The organism is Cytobacillus sp. FSL M8-0252, from assembly GCF_038007345.1.
Lineage (GTDB): Bacteria > Bacillota > Bacilli > Bacillales > Cytobacillaceae > Cytobacillus > Cytobacillus kochii.
Window position 1 is genome coordinate 3,076,801 of record NZ_JBBOWZ010000001.1, and the last position, 25,639, is coordinate 3,102,439.

29 protein-coding genes are annotated in these 25,639 nt (G+C 36.6%); 4 read left to right on the forward strand and 25 right to left on the reverse strand.

The window, feature by feature from the left end:
- Window positions 1-115: 115 nt before the first annotated feature.
- Window positions 116-445 (forward strand): transposase, encoded by a 330-nt coding sequence (locus tag MKX83_RS24670; protein ID WP_251161713.1) that lies wholly within the window; start codon window positions 116-118, stop codon window positions 443-445.
- Entirely contained in the window at window positions 442-1,293 is an 852-nt protein-coding gene (locus tag MKX83_RS15440; protein ID WP_445293149.1) for an IS3 family transposase, read from the forward strand. The genes MKX83_RS24670 and MKX83_RS15440 overlap by 4 nt, the downstream gene beginning before the upstream one ends.
- A gap of 140 nt (window positions 1,294-1,433) precedes the next feature.
- On the opposite strand, the gene MKX83_RS15445 is transcribed toward MKX83_RS15440, so the two are convergent.
- The 14 genes from MKX83_RS15445 to MKX83_RS15510 all read right to left on the reverse strand — a co-directional run bounded on the left by MKX83_RS15445 (window position 1,434) and on the right by MKX83_RS15510 (window position 14,634).
- A complete protein-coding gene (locus MKX83_RS15445) occupies window positions 1,434-3,209 on the reverse strand; it encodes an ATP-binding protein (protein WP_307313015.1) in 1,776 nt (591 codons plus the stop codon).
- Window positions 3,206-3,922, reverse strand: a complete 717-nt coding sequence (locus MKX83_RS15450) for a response regulator transcription factor (protein ID WP_095372717.1) — start codon at window positions 3,920-3,922, stop codon at window positions 3,206-3,208. The genes MKX83_RS15445 and MKX83_RS15450 overlap by 4 nt, the downstream gene beginning before the upstream one ends.
- Before the next feature lie 122 nt (window positions 3,923-4,044).
- The gene (gene ccsB, locus MKX83_RS15455; protein WP_095372716.1) at window positions 4,045-5,232 is read right to left on the reverse strand and encodes a c-type cytochrome biogenesis protein CcsB; all 1,188 of its coding nucleotides are present in this window, start codon (window positions 5,230-5,232) and stop codon (window positions 4,045-4,047) included.
- Between the two features lie 2 nt (window positions 5,233-5,234).
- Window positions 5,235-6,878, reverse strand: coding sequence for a cytochrome c biogenesis protein ResB (gene resB, locus MKX83_RS15460; RefSeq protein WP_095372715.1), 1,644 nt, complete (start codon window positions 6,876-6,878; stop codon window positions 5,235-5,237).
- Between the two features lie 19 nt (window positions 6,879-6,897).
- On the reverse strand, window positions 6,898-7,422 hold the full coding sequence (resA, locus tag MKX83_RS15465) for a thiol-disulfide oxidoreductase ResA (RefSeq protein WP_307313012.1): 525 nt from the start codon (window positions 7,420-7,422) through the stop codon (window positions 6,898-6,900).
- A gap of 134 nt (window positions 7,423-7,556) precedes the next feature.
- Window positions 7,557-8,288: a 23S rRNA pseudouridine(2605) synthase RluB gene (gene rluB, locus MKX83_RS15470; protein ID WP_095372714.1), complete on the reverse strand. Its 732-nt coding sequence runs from the start codon at window positions 8,286-8,288 to the stop codon at window positions 7,557-7,559.
- Between the two features lie 266 nt (window positions 8,289-8,554).
- Entirely contained in the window at window positions 8,555-9,085 is a 531-nt protein-coding gene (locus tag MKX83_RS15475; RefSeq protein ID WP_095372713.1) for a spore maturation protein, read from the reverse strand.
- Between the two features lie 5 nt (window positions 9,086-9,090).
- Window positions 9,091-9,678, reverse strand: coding sequence for a nucleoside recognition domain-containing protein (locus MKX83_RS15480; RefSeq protein WP_095372712.1), 588 nt, complete (start codon window positions 9,676-9,678; stop codon window positions 9,091-9,093).
- On the reverse strand, window positions 9,671-10,813 hold the full coding sequence (locus tag MKX83_RS15485; protein ID WP_307313009.1) for a D-alanyl-D-alanine carboxypeptidase family protein: 1,143 nt from the start codon (window positions 10,811-10,813) through the stop codon (window positions 9,671-9,673). Before MKX83_RS15485 ends, MKX83_RS15480 begins: the two co-directional genes overlap by 8 nt.
- A gap of 292 nt (window positions 10,814-11,105) precedes the next feature.
- Entirely contained in the window at window positions 11,106-11,987 is an 882-nt protein-coding gene (locus MKX83_RS15490) for a superoxide dismutase (RefSeq protein WP_095373652.1), read from the reverse strand.
- A gap of 171 nt (window positions 11,988-12,158) precedes the next feature.
- On the reverse strand, window positions 12,159-12,647 hold the full coding sequence (locus MKX83_RS15495) for a YpuI family protein (protein ID WP_095372710.1): 489 nt from the start codon (window positions 12,645-12,647) through the stop codon (window positions 12,159-12,161).
- A gap of 72 nt (window positions 12,648-12,719) precedes the next feature.
- A complete protein-coding gene (locus MKX83_RS15500) occupies window positions 12,720-13,076 on the reverse strand; it encodes a hypothetical protein (protein WP_095372709.1) in 357 nt (118 codons plus the stop codon).
- Between the two features lie 223 nt (window positions 13,077-13,299).
- The gene (scpB, locus tag MKX83_RS15505) at window positions 13,300-13,881 is read right to left on the reverse strand and encodes an SMC-Scp complex subunit ScpB (RefSeq protein WP_340975424.1); all 582 of its coding nucleotides are present in this window, start codon (window positions 13,879-13,881) and stop codon (window positions 13,300-13,302) included.
- Entirely contained in the window at window positions 13,882-14,634 is a 753-nt protein-coding gene (locus MKX83_RS15510; protein ID WP_095372707.1) for a segregation/condensation protein A, read from the reverse strand.
- A gap of 216 nt (window positions 14,635-14,850) precedes the next feature.
- On the opposite strand from MKX83_RS15510, the gene MKX83_RS15515 reads away from it, so the two are divergent.
- Both MKX83_RS15515 and MKX83_RS15520 read left to right on the forward strand, forming a co-directional pair.
- Window positions 14,851-14,985, forward strand: a complete 135-nt coding sequence (locus tag MKX83_RS15515; RefSeq protein ID WP_095372706.1) for a YjcZ family sporulation protein — start codon at window positions 14,851-14,853, stop codon at window positions 14,983-14,985.
- A 111-nt stretch (window positions 14,986-15,096) separates the two neighbouring features.
- Window positions 15,097-15,609 (forward strand): DUF309 domain-containing protein, encoded by a 513-nt coding sequence (locus MKX83_RS15520; protein ID WP_095372705.1) that lies wholly within the window; start codon window positions 15,097-15,099, stop codon window positions 15,607-15,609.
- 13 nt (window positions 15,610-15,622) lie between these two features.
- Here MKX83_RS15520 and MKX83_RS15525 read toward each other — a convergent pair whose 3' ends face one another.
- From MKX83_RS15525 to MKX83_RS15575, 11 genes are all read right to left on the reverse strand, one after another.
- Window positions 15,623-15,985 (reverse strand): GNAT family N-acetyltransferase, encoded by a 363-nt coding sequence (locus MKX83_RS15525; RefSeq protein ID WP_095372704.1) that lies wholly within the window; start codon window positions 15,983-15,985, stop codon window positions 15,623-15,625.
- Between the two features lie 369 nt (window positions 15,986-16,354).
- The gene (gene lysA, locus MKX83_RS15530) at window positions 16,355-17,674 is read right to left on the reverse strand and encodes a diaminopimelate decarboxylase (RefSeq protein ID WP_095372703.1); all 1,320 of its coding nucleotides are present in this window, start codon (window positions 17,672-17,674) and stop codon (window positions 16,355-16,357) included.
- A gap of 182 nt (window positions 17,675-17,856) precedes the next feature.
- Window positions 17,857-19,338 carry a spore germination protein gene (locus MKX83_RS15535; RefSeq protein ID WP_095372702.1) on the reverse strand — a complete coding sequence of 494 codons (1,482 nt, stop codon included), beginning with the start codon at window positions 19,336-19,338 and terminating at the stop codon, window positions 17,857-17,859.
- Window positions 19,335-19,901, reverse strand: coding sequence for a stage V sporulation protein AE (locus tag MKX83_RS15540; RefSeq protein WP_095372701.1), 567 nt, complete (start codon window positions 19,899-19,901; stop codon window positions 19,335-19,337). Before MKX83_RS15540 ends, MKX83_RS15535 begins: the two co-directional genes overlap by 4 nt.
- 28 nt (window positions 19,902-19,929) lie before the next feature.
- Entirely contained in the window at window positions 19,930-20,352 is a 423-nt protein-coding gene (locus MKX83_RS15545; RefSeq protein WP_095372700.1) for a stage V sporulation protein AB, read from the reverse strand.
- Complete coding sequence (locus MKX83_RS15550; protein ID WP_095372699.1) at window positions 20,342-20,962, reverse strand: stage V sporulation protein AA; 621 nt, start codon at window positions 20,960-20,962, stop codon at window positions 20,342-20,344. Before MKX83_RS15550 ends, MKX83_RS15545 begins: the two co-directional genes overlap by 11 nt.
- A gap of 167 nt (window positions 20,963-21,129) precedes the next feature.
- Window positions 21,130-21,885 carry an RNA polymerase sporulation sigma factor SigF gene (gene sigF, locus MKX83_RS15555; RefSeq protein WP_095372698.1) on the reverse strand — a complete coding sequence of 252 codons (756 nt, stop codon included), beginning with the start codon at window positions 21,883-21,885 and terminating at the stop codon, window positions 21,130-21,132.
- A gap of 11 nt (window positions 21,886-21,896) precedes the next feature.
- Window positions 21,897-22,337 carry an anti-sigma F factor gene (spoIIAB, locus tag MKX83_RS15560; protein ID WP_095372697.1) on the reverse strand — a complete coding sequence of 147 codons (441 nt, stop codon included), beginning with the start codon at window positions 22,335-22,337 and terminating at the stop codon, window positions 21,897-21,899.
- Complete coding sequence (spoIIAA, locus tag MKX83_RS15565) at window positions 22,338-22,688, reverse strand: anti-sigma F factor antagonist (protein ID WP_095372696.1); 351 nt, start codon at window positions 22,686-22,688, stop codon at window positions 22,338-22,340.
- Window positions 22,689-22,865: 177 nt separating this feature from the next.
- Window positions 22,866-24,044, reverse strand: a complete 1,179-nt coding sequence (locus MKX83_RS15570; RefSeq protein WP_095372695.1) for a D-alanyl-D-alanine carboxypeptidase family protein — start codon at window positions 24,042-24,044, stop codon at window positions 22,866-22,868.
- 270 nt (window positions 24,045-24,314) lie between these two features.
- Window positions 24,315-25,619, reverse strand: a complete 1,305-nt coding sequence (locus MKX83_RS15575; RefSeq protein WP_341056201.1) for a pyrimidine-nucleoside phosphorylase — start codon at window positions 25,617-25,619, stop codon at window positions 24,315-24,317.
- Window positions 25,620-25,639: the final 20 nt, after the last annotated feature.

Below are 25,639 nucleotides of genomic sequence, written 5' to 3' on the forward strand. Positions count from 1 at the left end.
AAATAAAAAAACCGAACACGCACTCTTAATTTGTTAATGTCCCCTTTAAGTAGACATTCAAAAAAACCTTCATGTTACCATGAAGGAAAGAATGCTACTTGGAGGGGATTTTTCTATGGCAAAGAAAGGACAAACTTTTAATAGTTATTCGGAAGAGTTTAAACATAATGCCGTCATGAAATATGTGAATGGGTCTAAAAGTTATAAAGCATTGGCAGAGGAACTGGGAATCCGTCACTGCAGCCAGCTTAAAGTGTGGGTTAAGAAATGGAAAGAAGGAGCCCCGTTTGATGAACGTAAAGGAGTTTCTAATCCTTTAAAAGGCAGGCCTAGGACTAAATTTAAGTCGGTTGAAGAGGAAAGGGATTATTTGAAAGCACAAGTTGAATTTCTAAAAAAGCAGTATCCAAATCTGGTAAAGGAGGAGAAAACCCCAGACGAATGAAATATGAATTGGTGGATGAGTTAAGGGTTACCTATCCGGTCTCCTGGCTGTTGGAGATTGCCTATATCAAACCGGCTAGCTACTACAAATGGAGAAAAAACAATCATAAACGCGAAGCAAAAGTTAGGGATGAACAAGAGGTTCGAGAGCACATTTTGGGCATACATTTTATGCATCCCGAATATGGACGACCCCGTATTACAGACGAATTAAATGAAAATGGGTATTTAATTAATCACAAAAAGGTCTACCGATTGATGACGGCAATGAACATACAATCAGTCATACGAAAAAAGAGAAAACGACATGGTCATAGTCCTTCTAACCTCTTTCCTAACCGTCTGAAAAGGAAGTTCAAGGCGGTAGGACCTAATCAAAAAATGGTAACGGATATCACATTTGTGTCTGTTGGCGAAGAATATTATTATTTATCGGTCATACAGGATCTCTTTAATAACGAAATAGTAAGTTGGGAGCTAGCCCAAAGAAATGATTTGGAACTTGTGTTAAAAACGGTAGAGAAATGGACAAAGAAAAAAGACGTGGCTGGAGCCGTTCTCCATTCGGATCAAGGCTTCCAGTACACGTCAAAAATATACGGCAACCGATTAAAGGATTATGGCATCAAAGGCAGCCACTCTCGCAAAGGAAACTGCCTGGACAATGCCTGTATAGAATCATTCTTTTCACACCTCAAAACCGAGAAGCTGTATATAAGTAAGTGTAAGGGAGAAGAAGAACTAGAGCAAGCTCTTGAGGATTACATTTACCATTACAATTACAAACGAAGACAAAAGAAACTAAAGAAACGCGCGCCGATTGAATATCGACACGCGCTCACTGCTTAGCTTTTTATGTTGTCTACTTGACAGGGGCAAGACCAATTAGGAGTTCATGTCCGGTTTTTTTGAATCGCAGTTACTATATTTCATTTTTATGATTGGAATGTTCCTTATGAATCAAGAGAATTCGTCAAGAATAGCGCTGACTATTCATGACTTTTCGGAAGAAAGATGGAAAATGTCGTACCATGTCCAATTTTACTCTGAACAGTGATTTGACCTTTATGGGTATCGACAATATTTTTGGCAATTGCGAGGCCAAGCCCTGTTCCAGATCTTCCTCTTGTTCGTGCTTTATCTGCTTTATAAAACCTTTCAAATACAAATGGCAAATCTTCTTCTGGAATTCCAGATCCAGAATCAACAACCTCTATCATTAGCCCTTTTTCGTTACTACGTTGAACGACAGTGACTTGTCCACCTTCAGGAGTATGTCTAATAGCATTATCTATCAGATTGGTCAAGACTTGCTCCATCCGATCAGGATCAAAACTTGCCCAAACCCCTTTATCTTCCAATGACTCAGCTAATATAATTTTCTTTTCAGCCGCCAGTCTTTGAAACTTTCTAGTAACTTTTAGAATAAATGATTTTACTTCTACAGCTTCACGAATAAGCTGAATATGGCCAGCTTCCATCCTTGCGATATCTAGTAGTTCATTCACAAGTCTACTCATTCTTAACGATTCATCATAAATAACTTTAGCCATTTCTTTCTTTTCATCCTCAGTACCAGCGATGTCATCGACAATTGCTTCACTATACCCTTGCATTAAAGCAATTGGTGTCCGTAATTCATGAGAGACGTTGGCGATAAAATCTTTGCGTAATTTATCAAGTTGTCGTTCCTCTGTCATATCACGGATAACTGCAACAGCACCCCGAATATAGGTTTCATTATATAAAGGACTAATAATCATTACCCACGTTCGCCCTTGAATATTTACTTCACCTATACTTTCACTTTCTGTATTTACAGCTGTTTGGAACAACTCCATTACATAAGCAGGTACACTATTAGTGAGACCATCTTCACGTTCATAGGACCAATTACGCAGAAAACGGTCTGCGGGTGGATTTGTTATCACAATTTCACCATCTTTACTAAAGGTGAATACACCATCTGCCATACTGCTTAAAATACTAGATAATTGTTCTTTCTCTTGACTTAAAGCATCAATATTATATTTCAACTGCCGGCCCATCCGATTAAAGGTAATCGCTAAATCACCTATTTCATCTTTAGAAAGATAAGGTACTTTTGTATCAAAATTCCCTCGTGATGCTGCTGTGACGGCTTCTTTCATTTTTCTAAGGGGTGCAGTAATCCTCGTTGACAAGAAGAAGGCAAAAATAGTTGTTAAAATAATCGCTACCCCAGCGGCTAATAAAGTAAACTTAGTTGTTGACTCTGTTGTTTCTTGCATAACCTCCAAAGATTGATATATAAATACTGCACCATCACTTTCATTTGAAGGCGGAAGTGGGACCCCGCTAATCAGTATATCAGGATTATCTATATTTCCTTCTCCACCATTTGTTAAATAAGAAGACACCTTAGTAACTGATTCATTTTTTGTAAAAACAGCTTTTAAATCTGGGTCACCATGTAAATAGGATAGTGGCAACTCGAATGTTTGACTTTCATTGGGAGAATAGTACACTTGATCATCAGCAATAATAATTACTTTTGTCACTTCATCCACTAGCTCCCAAGCAATTTCCAGTCCTATTTCACGATCATGTTTTTCCAAGATCATTGCTATTTTATTGGCAGTTGCCTTCAATCCCTTTTCTGTTTGATCAATATGATAATTCTCAAAGAATTGCAGCAACATAACCGTTAAAATAAATAAGACAAAGGAGACCAGTATAAGAAAAGTTGCCCATAGTTTCCCTACAACACTATGCCATAACCTCATTCATTTACAACCTCAAACTTATAACCCACTCCCCAAACAGTAACAATCATTCTAGCGGCTTGCTCTGATACTTTGTTTAATTTTTCTCGCAACCTTTTTACATGTGTGTCTACTGTACGCAAGTCACCAAAGAATTCATAATGCCATACTTCTTTTAGTAACTGTTCACGATCAAATACTTTATCTGGTGCTTTAGCCAAAAAGTAAAGCAGCTCATATTCTTTAGGAGTCAAGCTGACTTCTTTACCATCTGCTAATACACGGTGAGCATCATTGTCTATTGTTAAATAAGGAAAGACAATGATATCTTTAGCAGTTGTTTCTGGTGGGACGTAAGAAGATTTAGACGACCTTCTTAGCAATGCCTTCACTCTTAAAACCACTTCTCTAGGACTAAAGGGCTTGACGATATAATCATCTGTACCTACTTCAAATCCTTGGACGCGATTTACTTCCTCACCTTTTGCCGTAAGCATAATGATTGGTGTTGTTTTCTTTTCTCTTATTTCTTTACAAACTTCTATCCCATCTTTACCTGGCATCATTAGATCTAAAAGAATAACATCATATTCATTTGTTAGGGCTTTATCTAGTGCCTCGTCACCATCTTCTGCTTCTTCAATAACATAGTCTTCTCTCTCTAAATACATTTTTAATAATCGGCGAATTCTCTCTTCATCATCAACAACTAAAACTTTTACTTCATTATCCATTTATAGCACTCCTTTAGAATGAAGATTATTTTCATAGAAAAAAGCCTTCACTCCACTACATGTGAAGTGAAGGCATAAAATCTAGCACTACCTTAATGCTCAATTCTATTTTAGCAAAATTTTCACGATCCTGCATAGGAATGCAACCCGGCAATAACTAAGTTGACAACAATTAAGTTAAACATGATAATAATAAACCCAATTACACCGAGCCAAGCAGATTTTTTACCATGCCAACCTTTTGATAATCTGAGGTGGAGGTATGCTGCATAGAATAACCAAGTAATTAATGCCCACACTTCTTTAGGATCCCAGCCCCAAAATCGCGACCAAGCGATCTGTGCCCATATCATGGCAAAAATTAACGCTCCCAATGTAAACACCGGAAAACCAATTAGGACAGATCGGTAACCTACTTCATCGACTAAATCTAAATTTACTCTCTTCGTTAGTGGTTGCAAGGCTAGCGTCATTCGTTTTCTAACAAATAACCTAAATAGCAAATAGAGAATTGCTCCTGTAAACAATGACCATAAAACAGTATTTAACTTTTTGGCATTAATGATACCAGGAGTCTCCACCAATGGGCTAAATTTATCCGGCGTTAAATGTTCACCTTCATGAGGCCCAACGAGAGCAGGTAAGTGATATTCTAACGTTTCTTCTACATTATTATTATCAACCCAATGAAACTCTGACTTATAGCCTGTTGCCCCAAATACGGAAGAAATGATAATAAAACCTAGTGTACAGACAACTCCAAAGAGAACAACTTCTAACCAGATTGCCTCTTTTGTTTTTTTCGTATGATCCACTGCTTTGATTAAATAGATTAAGCCAGCAACAAAGCTAATCGCTAAAATCGCTTGTCCTAACGCTGCTGTTGTTACATGGATATGAAGCCAATTACTTTGAAGAGATGGGACCAATGGTGTAATGTCCCTTGGGAACATGGCAGCATAACCAATAAGGAGAAGTGCCACTGGTAATGTAAATAACCCAAGGGCAGGAAGCTTATAAACAAAATAAATGACAATAAACGCCCCAACTAAACACATGCCAAAGAATGTTGTAAACTCAAATAAATTACTTACTGGTGCATGTCCAGCTGCTATCCATCTTGTAATAAAATAACCTACTTGACATATAAATCCGGCAATCGCTATCGTAACACCTATTTTTGCCCACTTATTTGGTCCATGATCTTTTTCTCTTGCTTTCTTGTCCTTAATCGAACCGGCAAAAAAAGCCGTGCCTACTAAATAGAGCAAAAAGGCGATAAATAATAAATTTCCACTTAATGCAACCATTATTACTCCTCCTTACCCTTCTTATTTGTTGTTTCATCTGATTGGTCAATCGGTTCTTGAATACCACTACCATCAAATACATGGGTGATCTCTCTCTTAAGTCCGTGCCAATTTTTATTTGTATGACCCGCAACTAAAACTTGATCTCCTAACCTTCTAACCCATATTCTGCGATGGTTCCAGTATGCACCTTGCACGACACCAATCATGAAGATGAGACCACCTATAGCTAGAATAGGAAGTGTTAAGTCTTTTCTTACGGTCAAAGCACTAACATTTTGCGTGTCTACTCCTTTAAAGGCCATCTTTAAGTCATTATCACCATATGGTTCAATCGTTTGTTGTATAGCAACGAAGCTAACTTCTCCATCAGGATGTTCGGGTGAGAACATTTTAAAGATAAACGCTGGGTTGTTCGGCACGCGTGATTTCGTGACTGGCTCTGAATTTTCATCAAATTCAAAATCAGGGAAATAGCTCATTAGCTCAACACTGTATCCATTTTCAAATGTATATTCATCTTGTGGGTTATGTAAATCAATTGTCATTTGACCAAATTCTTCATTTGTTTCTTTATTCGTTAAAGCAAACGACATTTCGCTTAGCTCACCTAGTTTATAGCTTTGTTGATAAAGAGCAAACTGTTCAAACTTTAAAGGTTCATTTACCCTTAATTCATAGTCTTCTACCTTTTCTAGTTCTGGGTCTTGCCCTGCAATTGTTTCTCCAGATTCTTTGTAAAGGCTCACATTTGTTTGAAAGTTCTTCGCGACTGTACCATTGTTTTCTATCGCTGTTGAAAACGCTTCATTTTCTTTTTCTTTTTCATAAGTTTCTAGAATAAATTCGTGATTTTCCAGATAATACTCGCCTTTTGTTTCTGGGATAACGACTGTTTCACCTTCACGGATCCATAGCAATTCGTCAACATACATTCCTGGCACAAAACGCAACATGCCTCCAATTAAAAAAATAATCAACCCAATATGGTTTATATAAGGGCCCCATCTTGAAAATCGATTTTTCTCAGCAAGTATACTCCCATTCTCTTCTCTTATGTTGTAGCGTTTTTCCTTTAGTTTCGCCTTGATTTTCTCAAATGAATCCTCTTCTACAGAAGCCAAGGTTGTAGCTCTATATAATCTTTGGCGTTTTAAAAACCCTTCATGCCGATCGACTCTTTGTTTTTTCAAGGCACGGTATAGAGGTACGACACGATCAAGACTACATATAACCAGAGATACGCCAATTGAAGCAATGAGCAATAAATACCACCATGAGCTATACAGGTTGTGAAATCCTAACGTATAATACACTTCCCCAGCAAACCCGTATTGATCCTCATAATAAACGGATGCATTTTCTGTAGGCGGTATATACATTTCTTGCGGGAAAATGGTACCAATTGCTGAAGCGGCTAATGTAATAATGATTAAAGTTACCCCTACTTTAACAGAAGAAAAGAAGTTCCATATTTTATCAATAATTGTTTTGTTGTACGTTTGTGACCTTCTCGCACTGCCCTCATAACGCATATCAACGAGCTTTTTACTTTTCTCTTCTTCTACTAACACACGACCGCATGATTCACATAGGACTGTACCATGAGGGTTTACATGGCCACATTCACACTTTACTTGTTTCATCATAAAAACTCCCCAATAATTACGGTTTGATTTGCGTCATAAAATCTTTTACCATTGGTTCTGTCAAAGTCCCCGTATGATATTTCACGACTTCACCTTCAGGATTAATGAGAAAAGTCGCAGGCAAAGGACCGATTCCATATGCTGCCTTTACATCTTCATTTTTATCAATGACTACCGGAAAAGTCATGCCATGTCTTTCAATAAACTTATTCACTGCTAGATTCGATTCACTTATGTTTACTGCGATTGTTTGAACCCCTTGATCTTTAAATTGTTCATATTGATTGTTGATAAATGGCATTTCTTTTTCGCAAGGCTTACACCAAGTACCCCAAAAGTTCAAAAAAACGCCTTGGCCTTTATAGTCAGATAATTGATGCTCTTTTCCATCCATATCGACTAATACAAAATCAGGAGCTTCTTTACCTATTTGTACTTTATGCACATTATCCTTATTAAAGTTTGCATATAGCGTGTAAGCAACGGCTGCAAATAGAATCACTAATATCGCTGTCCTCATAACGAGCCGTCGTTTTTTCATGAAAAATTCCTCCCAAAGTTAAGACACAAATTTTTAGCATTATTTTAACAATTTGGTATTTATTATATCACTAGTATGAAAACAGTCCTTGTAAACGGTGTGAAGGAAATGTGACAACTCTATGACTTTTTCATTTATTTACCTGTACTCTTTTTAGCTAATGCCCTAAATTGCTTTACTTCATGTGCTGTAAGTTCTCTTGCCCCGCCCGCTGAAAGTCCGTTCAATTGAAGGAATCCGTATCTTTCTCTTTTAAGCTTTTGCACTTGATGACCAACAGCCTCAAACATTCTTCTCACTTGACGGTTTCTGCCTTCGTGAATCGTTAATTCGATTATCGCTGTTTGTTTTTGTTTATCACTACTAAGCACTTTTACTCGTGCAGGAGCCGTTTTTCCATCTTCCAAGCGGACACCTCTTTGTAAATGATTTAAACTTTCTTTAGAAGGAATGCCCTTTACCTTCGCTACATATACTTTTTCAATTTCATTTCTTGGATGCATAAGCAAGTTCGCGAATTCACCATCATTCGTCAATAATAATAATCCTGATGTATCATAATCTAATCGACCCACTGGATAAATTCTTTGTTTCACATGTTCAAAGTAATCGGTTACCACTTTTCTACCTTTGTCATCCGCAACACTTGATAATACACCTCTTGGCTTATATAGAAGAAAATAAACCGGCTCTTCACCCTCAACCGGGATACCATCAACTTCGACTTTATCAGAAGGTGTCACTTTCACCCCTAATTCTTTTACAATTTTACCATTAACCTTTACACGGCCATCTACAATAAGTTGCTCCGCTTTTCTCCTAGATGCAACCCCTGCATGGGCTATGACTTTCTGTAATCTTTCCATTATCAGTCACCTCAAAATCTCTATTACTGTCCATATGAATTATGCCATAAGTTCAAGTTTTTTCAAAGAGCGCATTTTTTAACCAAATTGTACATTTTTAAACTAAGTATACAATAGTCATTCCCTTCTCTTTGAATTTGAACAGTTAGTAGGCAATTCTAACATAAAAGAAGCATTGTAGTAAGCTGTTATCACACTGCACAAAAAAAAGCCAAACAAATGATCCAAATTTGTTCAGCTTCCTCTTTTATAAATAAAAGACTACATTATGAAAAGACAAGTAATACAATAAGGATGGCAGCGATAAAACCTGCTAAGTCTGCTAATAGGCCAACTTTCAACGCATCACCCATCTTCTTAATACCGACTGCTCCAAAATAAACAGTCAATACATAAAAGGTTGTATCTGTACTCCCTTGAATGACAGATGCCATTCTTCCAATTAATGAATCTGGTCCGTGTTCAGCTATTAAATCAGTTGTCATTCCTAAGGCAGCATTACCTGATATTGGACGAATAATAGCGAGTGGGACAACATCTGCTGGAATCCCGATAGCCACAAATAATGGTCTGATGAAATCAAGAAAGTATTCTAATGCACCTGATGCTCGAAAGATAGCAATAGCTACCATCATACCTACTAAGAAAGGAATGATTGAGATAGCAATTTTAATGCCATCTTTCCCACCTTCTACAAAACTCTCATAAGTCGGTACTTTTTTAAACGTCGCGTAGACTAATATAAAACCTATAAGTACGGGAATAAACCAAAGAGAAATTAAAGATACTATTTCCATCTATCTCATCCTTTTCGTGATCTCCTGTAATAAAAGTATCTATCAATCAAAATAGCGGAAATGGTCGAACAAATTGTCGCTATAAGGGTAGGACCAACGATGTCAGTTGGACTAGCTGACCCGTAATTCATGCGGATGGCGATAATTGTTGTTGGAATTAATGTAATACTTGATGTATTGATGGCAAGAAATGTGATCATAGAACGACTTGCTTCTGTACTTTCACCATTTAATGCTTTTAATTGTTCCATTGCTTTAATCCCTAGAGGTGTAGCAGCATTCCCTAAGCCGAACAAATTGGCCATCATATTCGATAATATATAGCCCATTGCCGGATGATCTTTCGGTACATCCGGAAAAAGTCTTGATATAAATGGTTTAAATAGTTTAGCCAGCTTGTCTAATAGACCTGCATGTTCGGCTATTTTCATCATTCCTAGCCAAAAGACTAATATGCTGATTAAACCAATACATAATGTGACTGCTTCTTTTGCCCCTTTAAATATCGCTTCATTTACATCACTTATAGTTCCATTAATCATGGCAAAAACGATACCAATGATCGCTAACCCTGCCCATATAACATTAATCATGTTGTTGTACTCCTAATATCCTTATAAACAGATGTTTGAAGTAATCAAAAAATTTTCCTTTTTCTTCTTTAACTCCAGCCTGATTATAGTGAATAGGCAAAGTTTTAATTGCTTCATCATTTAAGTAAACAACGGCTTTTCCTACTATTTCAGGTGATTTTTCACCTTTTCTCCAACTCTCTTTCGGTTCAATAAAATTATATTTAATCCGAAAAGATTCTTTCTCTTTTTCTGTTACCGGGTATGAAAAGGAGGAGTGCAGTGATACCTTATCTTTGTAGAAAGCATATTCTACCCCCTTAATTCTCCCTTCACTCAATACTTCAACTTGTTCATATTGATCAAATGCACCCTCATACATAGCAATATGATCATTCCAATCATCCGGTCCATTTAACGTAACAGCAATTAGATCAAGATTGTTTTTTGTCGCTGTTGTTACTAAAGTCCTTTTTGCTCTTTTTGTATAACCAGTCTTTCCACCAGTTGTATATTTATAAAGCTGGGTCAATAAACGATTTTTATTATTCCAGCTGTAATCTCTGTTTTCAGATCGATAAGATTTTGTCCCTGCTATTTTTTGATACGTCTCATTTTTCATTGCATAGCGAGTAAGTAACGCCATATCATAGGCAGTTGAATAGTGATTTTCATGATCGTCAAGCCCATGTGGATTTTCAAAATGCGTATTTGTCATGCCTATTTCTTCAGCCTTCTGATTCATTAAATACACAAAGCCATCTAAGCTTCCGCCTACATACTCTGCAATCGCAACTGCCGCATCATTACCCGAGCGAAGCATTAAGCCATAAACCAAATCTTCTAGTTTGATTTCTTCCCCCGGTTTCAAATAAATGGATGAGCCTTCTGCTTTTAAAATCGTATCAGTTACTTTCACATCTTCTTCTAGCTTATTTGATTCAATCGCCAATATTGCTGTCATAATTTTTGTTATACTAGCAATCCGGTTTCGATCATTGGCTGCCTTATCATAAATAATTCTACCTGATTCCTGTTCGATTAATACTGCATTTCTAGCACTAACAGAGGGCTTCGCCTCTACTAGTTGTGGACTTAAACTAAGCAATAAGGTGGACATTATGAGAATAGTGATTAGGTTTTTCCATTTCTTCATCGCACAAACCCCGTCTCATTTTATGGTTTGTACAATTCTATGCAGGACAAGTTTTGTTATGACAGATTCATGGCGATCGGTTCATAAATTAGTAGGCTGTATTTTATCAACCTTCATCGAAAGGAGTTGAACTATTCATTCAAATTGGGGTAAGGATACGGGTATTGTAAACTGTTGGATCACTTGGACTTTGTTGACTGACTATGATTGAGGTTCCGCAAGAGATGAAAGCTCAATACTCTTGCGGGGTGTAAAAAACATAAGCAACTGCCTGTTTTCTTGTGCTATTTTCTTAAAAAGGCTGCCATTTCATTTCATGTGCTTTTTGAAACCTTCTTGAAACATTGTCCCAGTTTACAATATTCCACCAACTGTCAATATAAGCACCTTTGTCATTTTTATATTGTAAATAATAGGCATGCTCCCAAACATCTAACACAAGTAACGGGATCGTGTCCCATTGTGTTAAGTTTTGATGTTTTTCAGATTGTAATACTTCTAAATGTCTAGCTCTCGGAGACCAAACAAGAATGGTCCAACCTGAACCTTCTACTTGCTTTGCCGCTTCTGTAAAATGTTTTTTAAAAGCTTCAAAGCTACCAAAGTATTTGACTATTTCTTTTTTCAATTCCCCCGTAGGTTCTCCACCACCTTGCGGACTCATATTTCCCCAAAATATCGTATGCAAATAATGGCCTGATCCATTAAAAGCCAATTCTCTTGACCAATGTTTAACTAGAGAAAAATCGCCCGAATTTCTCGCCTTTTCTAATTCTTTTTCTGCTTTATTCAGTCCATCCACATAACTTTTGTGATGCTTATCATGATGTAATCTCATGATTTCTTCTGAGATATACGGTTCTAAAGCATTATATCCATAAGGTAAAGGTGGAAGTTCATGCTTTCCAGCTTGAACACTTACTTCATTAACATAAATTTGTCCAAGTGATAATCGGTGATTGAAATACTGTTCCATCTCACCGTGAAGTTCTTCTACTTTTTCGTGAATTTCTTCTATTTCCTTGTCTCCCATACTATGATCAATTGTCTCCATAATGGCTGTCATATGATCAAGTTTATCCCATAGCTCATTGCTCTCTTCAATATTTTCACTCTCCAAAAAAGCCCTCATATCTTCATTCCATTGAAACACATTCTTTAAGTATTCATTCATACGATGATTCAAGCTAAATCCCTCCTCTTCACTACATCATATGTATAGTAATGATAAATAATATCGTTTTTTAGCCATTCTACATGATGCTTATCATTTTGAACGCTATAGACACAAAAAAGCACGAACAAATTTGTCCGTGCCTTAGCTCATTCTAAAGTATTTCATTATTTATTTGGATTGCATCATTTTTGTACGATAATCTGTTTCGTAGTATTCTAGTTCTTCTCTTATCTTTTGGAAATCGCTTTCTAATCCTCTAAATAAGTTCTCAAGGCGAACGGGTACTTCGTGATGAAAACGAATTGAATTCTTTCCTGTATACGCTGAACGACTATTCTCATACCACGCATCATTTTTAGGTGAGAAAAACTCTTCAATACAATGATGGTAAAGTTTATACAATGTTTGCTCAGCTGCTCCCCGCTGAAATTGATCACTCATGAGTATGATGCGACATGCTTCATGACCTTCCTCGCAAAACACTAGAAGCTTTCTCAAATTCGATAAAATGCTTTTATAATATCGCTCATCACCCTGTCCTTCCTCTTTAAGTACCGACAAGGTTGTTTCATTTAAGAAGTTCTCAAAAGTGCTTACCGTATTACTAAGGAATTGTTGCACATCTTCCATTTGTGATTCAACTATAGAATTTCCCATCATTTTCCTCCCGTATATTTAGCTACTCTTTTATCCATTTCGTTCTTCAGCCAATTTGTTTATATCAGCTCTTCATTTATTCTGCATCATTGTTTCTATTATGTTAGATATTTGCTTAAAATCAAATCCCTCAAATAACCGTATAAAAGCGGTCTCATCACTTATAAATAACCGTTTTCTCAGCTTCAATTCCGGATGATTGAGAAGAGAAGCTAGCGCTGCAATATCCTTAAAAGTTCTATCACTTACTGACTGTTCATATGATGTCAATTGATCAAGCTTTTCTTCAAAGTACTGCAAATAAGTTAATGTGAATTTTCTTTCCTCTCCATCTTCCTCATAAATGACTTCACTTTTATTAAAAAAATCTTCGAAGGAATTAGGAAGAGTTTTTTCAAGCGACCATCCTTTCGATTGCAGAATGAACAATCAGAACCCTCCTTCAGATTCAATCTACTTTTTGATAAGCATCGTGATTGATAATAATGAAGTTTGCTGATGATATAAATTTATTAAGGGAAATAATTTTCTTTTGTACCATCTGACATTATGTATATATGCCTTTGGTGTTTAATTATGCTAAACAAGTAAATCACCCTTAATGTTTTTATATTAACATAAATGAGCTGTTGATTGTTCAGAATTATTTCACTTATACATTATTTAATGTATCAAAGAACAAATCTGCTTCTGTTTGCTCAAACTCTTCGTCTCCTTGATCAGGTAGCTTTGGAAGCTCTTTTAAACTTTTTAATCCAAATGTATCTAAGAAACCCTTTGTCGTGCCATACAAATATGCACGACCATTACCTTCAGCTCTTCCTACTTCTTTGATTAATGCTTTTGCCACAAGTGTTTGTAATGGTCTTTCTGTCTTCACTCCACGAATTTCCTCGATTTCAATTCTTGTAATGGGCTGCTTGTAAGCAATAATTGCTAATGTCTCTAAAGAAGCTTGCGATAAAGAATGGGAGGAAGGAGCTTCCACGAGTTTCTTTAAATAGTCAGCTAATTCCTTTTTAGTCGTTAATTGATACGACCCACCAATTTCAATGATTTGTAATCCCCGTCCTTGGTTATTTGCTAACTCAGTCATTAAGTGATTCATTCTTTCACTTGCCTCTTGATCACTCACTTCAAATACCGAAGCAATCGATTTCAAATTAAGTCCTTCATCTCCTGCTGCAAATAAAAGCCCTTCTAAAATGGCTTTCCAATTTTCTTTCTTACTCACTTACTTTCCCTCCGCTACTTCTACATACAATTCTGCAAAGTTATTATCTTGTGTAACGAGCACAGCCTGTCTTTTCATTAACTCTAGAACAGCTAGAAAGGTTACAACAACTTCTTCTCTAGAATGTGCAGTAAATAAATCATTAAAGTTTTTACGGCCATTACTTTTTCTAAGTGTACGTATAACTTCGTCTATTCTTTTTTCAATCGGAATTTCCTGCCTGGCTACTTTCGTTGCAAGTGGTTCTTTCCATTTTTTTCTTCTTAATAACTTTTGCAGCGCACCTAACATATCGTAAAGCGATACGTCGACTTGGGTCTGTTCCATTTTCACTTCTTTTGCCATGTCAGAAAGGTCACTCGGTGCTTTTGTGTATAATAAGCTTCTTTCTTGTTCAAGTTCCTTTAAGTCCTCGGCTGCTTCTTTAAAACGGCGATACTCTATTAATCTTTCAACGAGTTCATCTCGTGGATCTTCTTCCATTTCCATATCAATATCTTCGTCATAGTTATCTTCTTCGTGCTTTGGGAGTAGCATTTGACTCTTGATAGCGAGTAACGTGGCAGCCATAACCAAATACTCACTTGCTATATCCAGCTCTAATTCTTGCATAGTATGTATATAGATTAAATACTGTTCAGTAATTTCTGCGACTGGAATATCATATATATCAATCTCGAGCCGATTAATTAAATGCAGTAATAAATCGAGCGGCCCTTCGAAGGCGTTAATCTTTACATTATAATGCTCCATATGTTCCACCAAAATTTCTATAAAATTATTTCTTTACTCTATACAGTATAGATGATTCAACGTAGCGAATCCAACATAATTCTTTCCTTTAACAAGGGACTCTTTTTTCAACTTTTAGAAACTTACTTTTTATTTTATCCTAAGCCCAAACATGAGACAAACTACGCACATACAATGAGAAGGTAATGACAATTAGGTACTAATGGAGGTATAAATATGTCCAGAGAAAATTATGGTGACAATCATCATAGAGAAGAAGAGTGCTATGGTGGCGGTTTCGGTGCAGGCTTTGCTTTAATCGTTGTTCTCTTCATCCTACTTATTATCGTAGGCGCTTCTTGGTTATTTTAATGTAAATAGACATTGCCTGGCATTGTAATTTGCCAGGCATTTCTTTTTTCCATCATTATTATATGATACCATGAAATTAATCAACTGTATGTTTGAAGGAGGAGTGTAACTTTGCATCCCCAAGCTTTTATTGACTATTTAGCTCATTATCACGGCGATCGTGATTATTTTGAATGCCACGAAATTTTAGAGGAATATTGGAAAGAAGTAGACAATCGAAACAAGCAATCCATCTGGGTTGGCTTGATTCAAGTCGCCGTGTCTAATTATCATCATCGTAGAGGGAATTTTCATGGTGCTAAAAAAACATTGCAAAAAGCAGCATTTATTCTTTCGTCATATCCAAAAGAAGTAAAACAACTTGGTATTGACCATCAACAACTGTTAAATGATATACACACAATGCAAGAAGAAATTGATAAGGCCTTTCCTTATAAAAGCTATTACTTCCCTATAAACGATGTTTCCTTATTAGATGAGGTCAAAAAGACATGTAATTCTAAAGGATTCCGATGGGGACAGGAAAGCAATCTTGAAAACGAAGAAATTGTTCATCGACATATGAAAAGAGATCGGTCAAATGTCATCGCAGAAAGAGAGAAAGCCCTCCAAAGACATCGCTAAAAGGCAGCGAAAATTATTCGCTGCCTTTATTTATCTCTTCACATTTCTGTAAAAAGGCTTCTGTAACATTGTCCGCTGTTAGTTCTTTATGTGGATAAGTGTCATTTAATGCTTTTATCATCGACTTACCGACTCCTTGCTGACGATGAGAAGGGTTGACTGATATATGACGAACTTCAATATGATGATCAGATAAGCATACACCAACTAGCCCAATAATATCTTCGTCTTCTTTCCACAAAAACAATTGCAGATTTTCTTCACTTTCATACTCTTTAATCGTCTGTAACAACTGCTTTAATACTTTTTCTTTTGGCATAAAAGATAAAAGTCCCATAGCAATCTTCTCAAAAGACTTTTTATAGCGTATTAACATGATAACCCCTCATTATTAGTAAAACCGTTTATTTGCTATTATTTCCATTTCACAACTAACATAAACTATTTTATCATATGTATCTATAGATTGAAATGGAACTAGTTATGATTGCGGGGCAATAAATAACCAATAAATAAGCCCCCATATAAAAGCTATACCTAAAATAAAGACAAATAACATAATATTACTTTTTTTATCCATACTTTCTTCAGTAGCTCCCCTTTTGATATACATTCATCTTTATTGTACAGGAAAGGTTTCTACATTCCAATATGTTAAAAGAAGGAGTTCGCCAAATAAGTAGAATAATAGGTGAGTCCCTTATGAAGATTCTGAAACCCACCTAAGTTTCTTGGTTCATGTTAATTACTGATTAACCTTGTTTTTTAAAGGTAAATCTAGCCGTGCCATATCTTCAAATGATTCTCTTTTAATGACCAATCGATCTTCTCCATCTTCCACAAACACAACAGGTGGACGAGGGATACGATTATAATTATTTGCCATTGAATAACCATATGCACCTGTACAAAAAACAGCTAACAAATCGTTGTTTCCAGCCTTCGGAAGTGGCAAATCCCAAATAAGCATATCTCCGGATTCACAACATTTACCTGCGATAGAGACTTTTTCCTCTATATCATCTAGGACACGATTAGCAAGAACAGCTTCATATTGTGCCTGATAGAGAGCAGGACGGATATTATCACTCATTCCTCCATCAATAGCCAAGTATTTTCTTACATTCGGAACATCTTTTGATGAGCCAATTTGGTAGATGGTTGTGCCAGCATCACCGACAAGTGATCTTCCAGGTTCAATCCATATTTCAGGTAAAGTCATCCCGTGATGGCTTGTTTGTTTTTTTACTTCCTTGATAATTTCCTCTACATACGTTTCTGGGTCGAGTGGTTCATCTTCCTCTGTATATCTAATCCCAAATCCTCCACCTAAATTAAGAACTTCAGATTCATAATCATATTTTTGGCTCCACGTTTTCAATTTGGCAAAGATTTTTTGTGTGGCAAGGATAAATCCAGTTGGTTCAAAGATTTGTGAACCAATATGACAATGGAACCCAAGTAAATGGATGTGTTGGGAATTAAGGGCGATTTTTAATGCTTCCTCTGCCTGTCCATTTTGTAAATCGAAACCAAATTTAGAATCTTCTTGCCCAGTTAAAATATAATCATGTGTATGCGCTTCTATTCCTGGAGTAATCCTTAGTAACACATCGACGCGCTTATTCATTGATATAGCTACTTCTTCTAATAAGTTCATTTCATGGAAATTATCTATGACGATACAACCAATATTATAGGAAAGCGCCATTTCTAATTCTTCACGGCTTTTATTATTCCCATGAAAATGAATACGTTCAACTGGAAAATCCGCCCTAATGGCAGTGTATAGTTCTCCTCCAGAAACAACATCTAAAGACAATCCTTCTTCTTCCACTAACTGAATCATCGCTACAGAAGAGAAAGCCTTACTTGCATAGGCTACTTGTGCCTTTATATTATTTTCCTGAAACATTTTCTTAAATCCACGTGCTCTTCTTCTTATTAACTCTACATCATAAATATAAACAGGCGTGCCATATTTACTAGCTAATTTTACTGTATCAACACCGCCAATTTCTAAGTGTCCTTTGTCATTTACCTTTGATGTACCGTGAAAAAACATGCTTTCCCCTCTTTCGTCCATTACTTCTCTAATCAAAGAATTGATGCTTATTTTTATCGGACTAAAATGAAGAAATAGACAGAATCCTTAAGAAACTGTCTATTCTGTTATCCTTTAACCCTTTATTCAGTTGAACATACTTTACCATAATTCCCATATGCCTGCAATCGCCATTTACCCAATTATTTTGGTGGCTGCTTAAAACGATTGCGAGAATGGGTAATACTTGGTCGGATTTTTGACCCTGGGACGGCTCTTCTAAAAATAATATGAACGATAGCGCCAGGGCAAAATGGAATGAATGGCCATAAATATGGTGTTCTAAATGAACGCATGGATACAAGAAAAAGAATAAATAGCGTAATTCCGACAACTAAACCTGGTGTATGAAAAATTGCAACTAATATTAACAAGAGCATACGAATAAGTTTATTTGCCACACTTAATTCATAGCTCGGAGTGGCAAAAGTTCCAATTGCCGCAACAGAAACATAGAGAATAACTTCAGGTACAAACAATCCAACAGTGATTGCAATTTCTCCTATTAGTATTGCAGCTATTAGTCCCATTGCCGTTGATAATGGTGTCGGTGTATGGATAGCAGCTAATCTTAAAAACTCTATCCCTAAATCCGCTAATAATAATTGAATAAGAATAGGTATATTTGATTGTTCATTCGGCCCGATATAATCAATGGCATCCGGAAGCAAAGACGGTTCTAAGACAAATAAAAACCACAATGGTAGAAAAAATAAAGAAGCAGCAAGTCCGATAAACCTCATAAATCTAACAAAAGTACCGACAGCTGGGGCTTGCCTATATTCCTCTACATGCTGCAAATGATGAAATAAAGTCGTTGGGGCGATGATTACACTGGGCGATGTATCCACAAAAACCACGACATGACCTTCCATCAAGTGAGTGGCCGCTACATCCGCTCTTTCAGTGTACCTTACAAGTGGAAATGGATTATAACTTTGATGAAGGATGAATTCTTCTACCGTTTTATCTGCCATGGGTAGCCCATCGATATCGATTTCATTAATTTCTTTACGTAACACTTCTACTAGGTTGGGATCAGCTAACCCTTCAATATAGCCTAAGGAAATATCAGTTTTTGACCTTACACCAACATGGAGCATTTCAAACCTTAAACGTTCATCACGAATTCTTCTTCTTGTTAGAGCTGTATTGACAATTATATTTTCTACGTAACCATCACGAGAACCTCTAATTACCTTCTCCGTATCAGGCTCTTGTGGTGTTCGTCCTGGATAACTTCTTACGTCTATTACTAAAGCGGTACCTTCACCTTCCATCACAATAACAATAAGCCCTGATAATACTTGGTCAACGAGCTCATCAATTGTCTTAATGCGATCAACTGCTTGATGAACGATACGGTTCTCTACAATATCAAAGAGATGGGTCGATAATTTTTCTTTATCATTAATCCCTACAAGCTCTTCAACAATTTCAATGATAAATTGTGTCTCTGTTAAACCATTAATAAAGTATAAATGAACATCCTTTTTTAATACTTTAAGCTTTCTCACTCCAAGGTCAAAACTTGTTCCAAGACCTACATGGTCCTGCATGTACGCTTCAACTTCCTTGACGGATGTGGGTAATGGTCTCTTTCTTATTTTTTCTTTTTCGCTCATAACATACCGCTCCTTTCCAGTATAAGTTCAACAGCTTGTTTCGTAATGGGTGAACCGGCTTTTATTGAATCAATTCTTGCCATTTTACCAATATCACCAATACCGACGATAAAAGGGATATTTAACATTTCAAGACAATAAACGGTATCACCTACTATTCTGCCTTCATCCATATCTGCTATCCCAGATTTATCAACACCATATTCTGTCAATTCACCAAAGCGATCAATGCTTACATCTACCTTTGTCCATTCCTCGTGGTGAGTCCTTGATGCTACAGCTATTGCACCAATGACTTCAATATCAGGGTGATTGGCAACGAAAGTCATCGCTTTCTCTCCTGGACCTTCTCCGATATAACCACTATCATCAAACATGATATAAACAGGATCTGAATGAGCTTTTTTAATTAAATGCACCATCTCTTCACCAGACAGTATAGTTGGATTTCCTTGAGAAGCAGAAATACAACTACCACCAATATCATGAGCAATGAGCTCTATTGTTCGCTTTGCAAACTCATCTCCATCTGTAATCAATATGACTTTTCTCCGTTCTTTCATCGCCATTTCCCTTTCTAAGTGAGCAAACCTACAGATTGACATAATATATCCATTGAAATAAAGATCCGATAATTTTCCCAAAAACAAAAGCCATTAATAAATAGACAATTTTCCCTTCTACACCAATGCGTTTAGCTAATATCGGGAAGACATTTAGAACTTCCGTAAGTGCAGCTGCAAGCATTCCTACAAAGATTCCACATAACAGGCCAATCGGAATAAGTATAAAGGGCGGTGCTTGTAGTACTGGCTCCCACATGGAAGCTACAGCTCCAGCAATCACCCCGCACACCGCTGCCCATTCATAAGCATGGATCATCTTCATTGTTTTTGTTAGTTGTGTAAGCCTTGGAATAATTCCTAAGACAGATAAGAATGCAACTACTCCACCACCTACAGCTATACCACTCGCTAAGCCTATAAAGATGGCAAAGATAATTTTACCGCTCATCAATATTCTTCATACTCTCTTTGTTTTCGTGTAGGGAAACATAATTATCCAAATCCATTTGATAATTAAACATCTCTACCTCTAAAGGACTAGGCTCTTCATTTAAACGCTTTTTAAATACATGATTGAAGAAGAGAATCATTCCTAAGCCTAATCCAATTGAGTATGGGATTTGAAAAATCAATGGCCGACTATCTACTTCACCTGTAATCAATGTATAAATCTTTTGTTGAACTTCTTGCATACTAACGTCTTCATGAAAATTCATGATGGTGAGAGCAGCACCAAAAAATAATAAAAACCATATTAGCATAAACAATGGAAGTGAGACTTTTCTTCTTTTCACGGCAACTTCAACAATAATCTGTGTCGGCCCAACCGTTTGGATTTCCAAACTCGGAAAACATTTTGTAATATGCTTAATTACCTGCATAACATCAATAATGATAATATTTTTATCTTCCTTAGACACACGGTATAACAGGAGATTAGCTAATTTATCATAAACTTCGTCATCTGCAATCAACTGCGCAACATCCGATAAAACAATAGTTTCGTGCGGTTTAACCTGCAATCGATGTCGCAAGCGTAAATAAACGATACGTTCCATCCTTTCACTTCCCACACAAAGATTTCCTTGCATATAGTATGAGTAAAGGTATTTCACTTCATGAAATCCAATAATTTCCTCACACTGATATTACTTTCTTGGTTATTAGTAAATACATAAACGTCGACTTTCTTCGCTTAAAAGAAGCAAATGAAAGAGCATATAGACTATAAGTCCATATGCTCTTTCATTTGCTTCAATATTTTCTTCTCAAGCCTCGAGACTTGTACTTGTGAAATGCCAAGCCTGACTGCTACTTCTGATTGTGTTTGGTCTTTGTAATAGCGCAAATAAACAATCAGTCTCTCTCTTTCATCTAATTCATTTATCGCTTCTTTTAATGCGATTTTATCAAACCATCTCCCCTCATCCCCATCATCTATTTGGTCAAGTAATGTAATAGGGTCACCATCATTTTCATACACGGTTTCATGAATTGACGAGGGAAGTCGACTAGCATCTTGGGCCATGATAATATCCTCTGTTGGGATATCAAGGAATTCTGAAATCTCTGATACGGTTGGTACCCTACCTAATGATTTCGATAACTCATCTTTTGCTTTTCGAATTTTATTTCCGAGTTCTTTAAGTGAACGACTGACTTTAACTGTTCCATCGTCTCTTATAAAACGTTGGATCTCACCAATAATCATAGGAACAGCGTAAGTAGAAAATTTCACATCATAACTCAAATCAAATTTATCAACCGATTTCAACAATCCAATACAGCCAATTTGAAATAAGTCATCTGGTTCGTATCCTCGATTGAGGAAGCGCTGGACAACTGACCATACTAAGCGCATATTCTTTTGGACAATCAAATCTCTAGACGCTTGATCACCATTTTGACTTTTACCAATGAGCTCTTTAACTTCATGATCTTTTAAATATTGCGTCTTTCCTGTTTTAACCTCCACATCCATAGCAAGACTCCTTAATTACATAGCATTTTACTATTTGATAAATGCTTCTTTAAACGAACCTCTGTGCCTTCACCTGGGTGTGATACAATACTAATTTCGTCCATAAAATTTTCCATAATCGTAAAGCCCATGCCTGATCTCTCTAGCTCTGGCTTTGTTGTATAAAGAGGCTGTCTTGCCTCTTCTATATCCATAATACCGAGACCTTCGTCTTTAATGGACAGTTCGACTATTCCTTCCTCAATGGTTACTGAAATGTGTACAATACCATCTGGGCTCATATCATAGCCGTGAATAATAGCGTTCGTTACAGCTTCTGAGACAACGGTCTTAATTTCTGTTAATTCATCCATTGTTGGATCAAGCTGAGCAATAAAAGCTGCCACTGTCACTCGAGCAAATGATTCATTTTGACTGAGAGCAGTAAACTGCATTTGCATAACATTTTTCACTTACGCCACCCCCAATCGTTGCAGGGCAAACGCTTCAGTAGGTTCTAAGCGAATAATTTTAAATAAACCAGACATATCAAAAAGTCTTTTTACAGATGGAGAAATTGCACATACAACCATTTCGCCATTTTTTTGTTTCACTTGTTTATATCTGCCAAGAATTACTCCAAGTCCAGAACTATCCATGAATGTTAATTGTTCCAGATTAAGAATAATATGGTGGATATCGTGTTCCTCAATCGTTTTTGTTGCTTTTGCTCTTAATTCATCCGCAGAGTGATGATCAAGCTCCCCGCTTAAACGAATACATAATACGTTGTTTTTTATTTCTAAATTAATTGCTAGACTCACTAACCATAGCCTCCTTTGTAATCAGTTGTCTCTATGGATTAGACAGGATTGACACCAATAGAATATCAACCTGCCTTTAGTGAGTCCAATTCTATACTATGAACTGTTTTTCCTTCATGAAGACAAAACTAGTGTTTATTCGCTAAAACAGGACTTGTCTTCACTCGATTCGACATATTACTCTGAGACTTTCGTAAACATTCCCATTGAACGCTTAAACAATGTCCATACGTTGGCTTTTTTACTATCTTGACTTGCGACTAAAGGACTTTCAACCATTGTTTTTCCGTCTTTTTCAAAAATAATCTTGCCGACTTCATCACCTTTTTTAACAGGAGCCTTCATATTTTCATCGAGTACAACCGTTTGTTTCACGTTTTTAATATCTTCACCTTTTTTAGCTAATATTGAAATGGGTTCGCTTGTTAATGCTTCTACTTGTTTCTTTTCACCTTTTGACACTTTCACTTTTGCCACCGCTTGATTCCTTTTATACATGGCATGAGTTTCATATTTATTAAAAGCATAGTCTAGCATTTTCGTCACTTCTGCATTTCTCTCTTTTGAGCTAGGTGCACCGAAAACAACCGCAATGACACGCATGCCGTTTTTCTCAGCTGTCGCCGTTAAACAATACTTTGCTTCTTGAGTAAATCCAGTCTTAAGACCATCTACCCCTGGATAAAAACGCACTAATTTATTCGTATTTACTAACCAGAACTTTTTATCGGTGTCTTCACGCAAATAAGCCTCGTAAGTACCGGTAAAGTTTGTAATATCTTCATACTTCAGTAATTCCTTTGCCATCATCGCCATATCATGAGCCGTACTAAAATGATCCGTTACCGGGAGGCCTGTAGGATTTTTGAATACAGTGTCCTTTAAACCTAGCTCTTTTGCTTTTGCATTCATCATATTGACAAAGTCATCTACCGTACCCGCTAATCTTTCTGCTACAGCAACAGAAGCGTCATTTCCAGAACCGATTGCAATTCCTTGTAACATTTCTTTTGTTGTCATTTCTTCTCCAGGCTCAAGAAAAATTTGTGAACCACCCATAGAAGCAGCATATTCACTTGTCTTAATCTTTTCATCCCATTTAAGTTTGCCTTCATCGATTGCTTCCATAATTAAAAGCATCGTCATAATCTTCGTCATACTTGCGGGTGGTAATTGAACATCACTATTTTTTTCATACAGAACTTTGCCTGTATCTCGCTCAATTAAAATAGCTGACTTTACATTTTTCACAACTTCTTCTTCAGTCATTTTTTCACTTTCACGTGCAAATACTTGTGGTGCTATGGTAGAAACCATGAGAATACATATAAAAAATACACTAACTATTCGCTTCATCGCACAAACCCTCCATTCTTTATAGTTTCCATGATTACCATTTGTTGATAATTTATACCAATGAAAATACCATAAACTACATTTTATAAATGAGAAATTCCGTGTTTTACTTTGAAAAAAGATCGGGAAGGTGAGAGGTATGAAATGAGACCTTCTATCCTTTGATGTGGGAATTATTCGAAGGAAATATTTTAAGAATGAGCATCTTTCAGTTAAATTGTACTAAAAAAGCTTAAAGGTTTTATTTCCTTTAAGCTTTTTCTAGTATTTTTATTCTGTGATGACTTGATGTATCAATGTTGGTGCTGTTACTTCTTCTGACACTATTTTAATATGATTAATAAGGATATCTTTTACTTCTTCCACATCTTCCATATTGCTATGAATCGTTAACAACGCTTCTCCTTTTTGGACAGAATCGCCAACTTTTTTATGAAGAAGGAGGCCTGCTGCGAGATCTATAATAGAATCTTTTGTTGCTCTACCCGCACCAAGCATCATTGCAGCAGTACCAAGTTTTTCTGCAGCAATTTCAGAAATATATCCACTTTGTGCAGCTTCTACCTTTATTTGATATTTTGCCTGTGGAAGTAGAGATGGGTCATCAACGACTGCAACATCTCCTCCTTGAGATTGGATAAATGTTTTAAAAGTCTCTAACGCTTTACCACTACTGATTGCTTCTTGTAATAGCGTGCGCGCACTTTCTAACGTATCGGCCTTTTTCGCTAATACGACCATTTGACTTCCAAGAGTTAAACATAAATCAGTCAAATCTTCCGGGCCTTCTCCTTTTAAAGTATTTATCGCTTCTTCTACTTCTAAAGCATTACCGATTGCTAGGCCAAGGGGTTGGCTCATATCTGAGATGACAGCCATTGTCTGTCTACCAACATGATTCCCGATTTTCACCATTGTTTTTGCTAAATCAATTGCTTCTTCAATCGTTTTCATAAATGCACCTGAACCCGTTTTCACGTCTAAAACAATTGCATCTGCACCCGCAGCAATTTTTTTACTCATGATACTTGATGCAATTAATGGGATGCTATTAACAGAAGCAGTCACATCTCTTAACGCATAAAGCTTCTTATCAGCTGGTGTCAAGTTTCCACTTTGACCTATGACTGCTAATTTATTACGATTGACTAAATTCATAAATTCATCATTATCAATCTCTACATGAAATCCATCTATAGCCTCTAATTTATCAATGGTCCCACCCGTATGGCCCAGACCTCTTCCGCTCATCTTTGCAACTGGTACACCTACAGCAGCTACTAGCGGCCCTAATACGAGCGTGGTTGTATCTCCTACACCCCCAGTAGAATGCTTATCGACTTTGATTCCATCAATGTTTGAAAGATTAATTTCATCGCCTGATTTAACCATTGCCGTTGTTAAATCAGCTGTTTCTCTTTCATCCATTCCTTGAAAATAAATCGCCATAGCAAGTGCACTTGCTTGATAATCAGGGATTGTTTCATTTGTGTAGCCTTGAATAAAATAGTTAATTTCCTCTGTCGTTAAGCAATGACCATCCCTTTTTTTCTCAATGATGTCCACCATTCTCATCGTATCGTTCCCCCCACTAA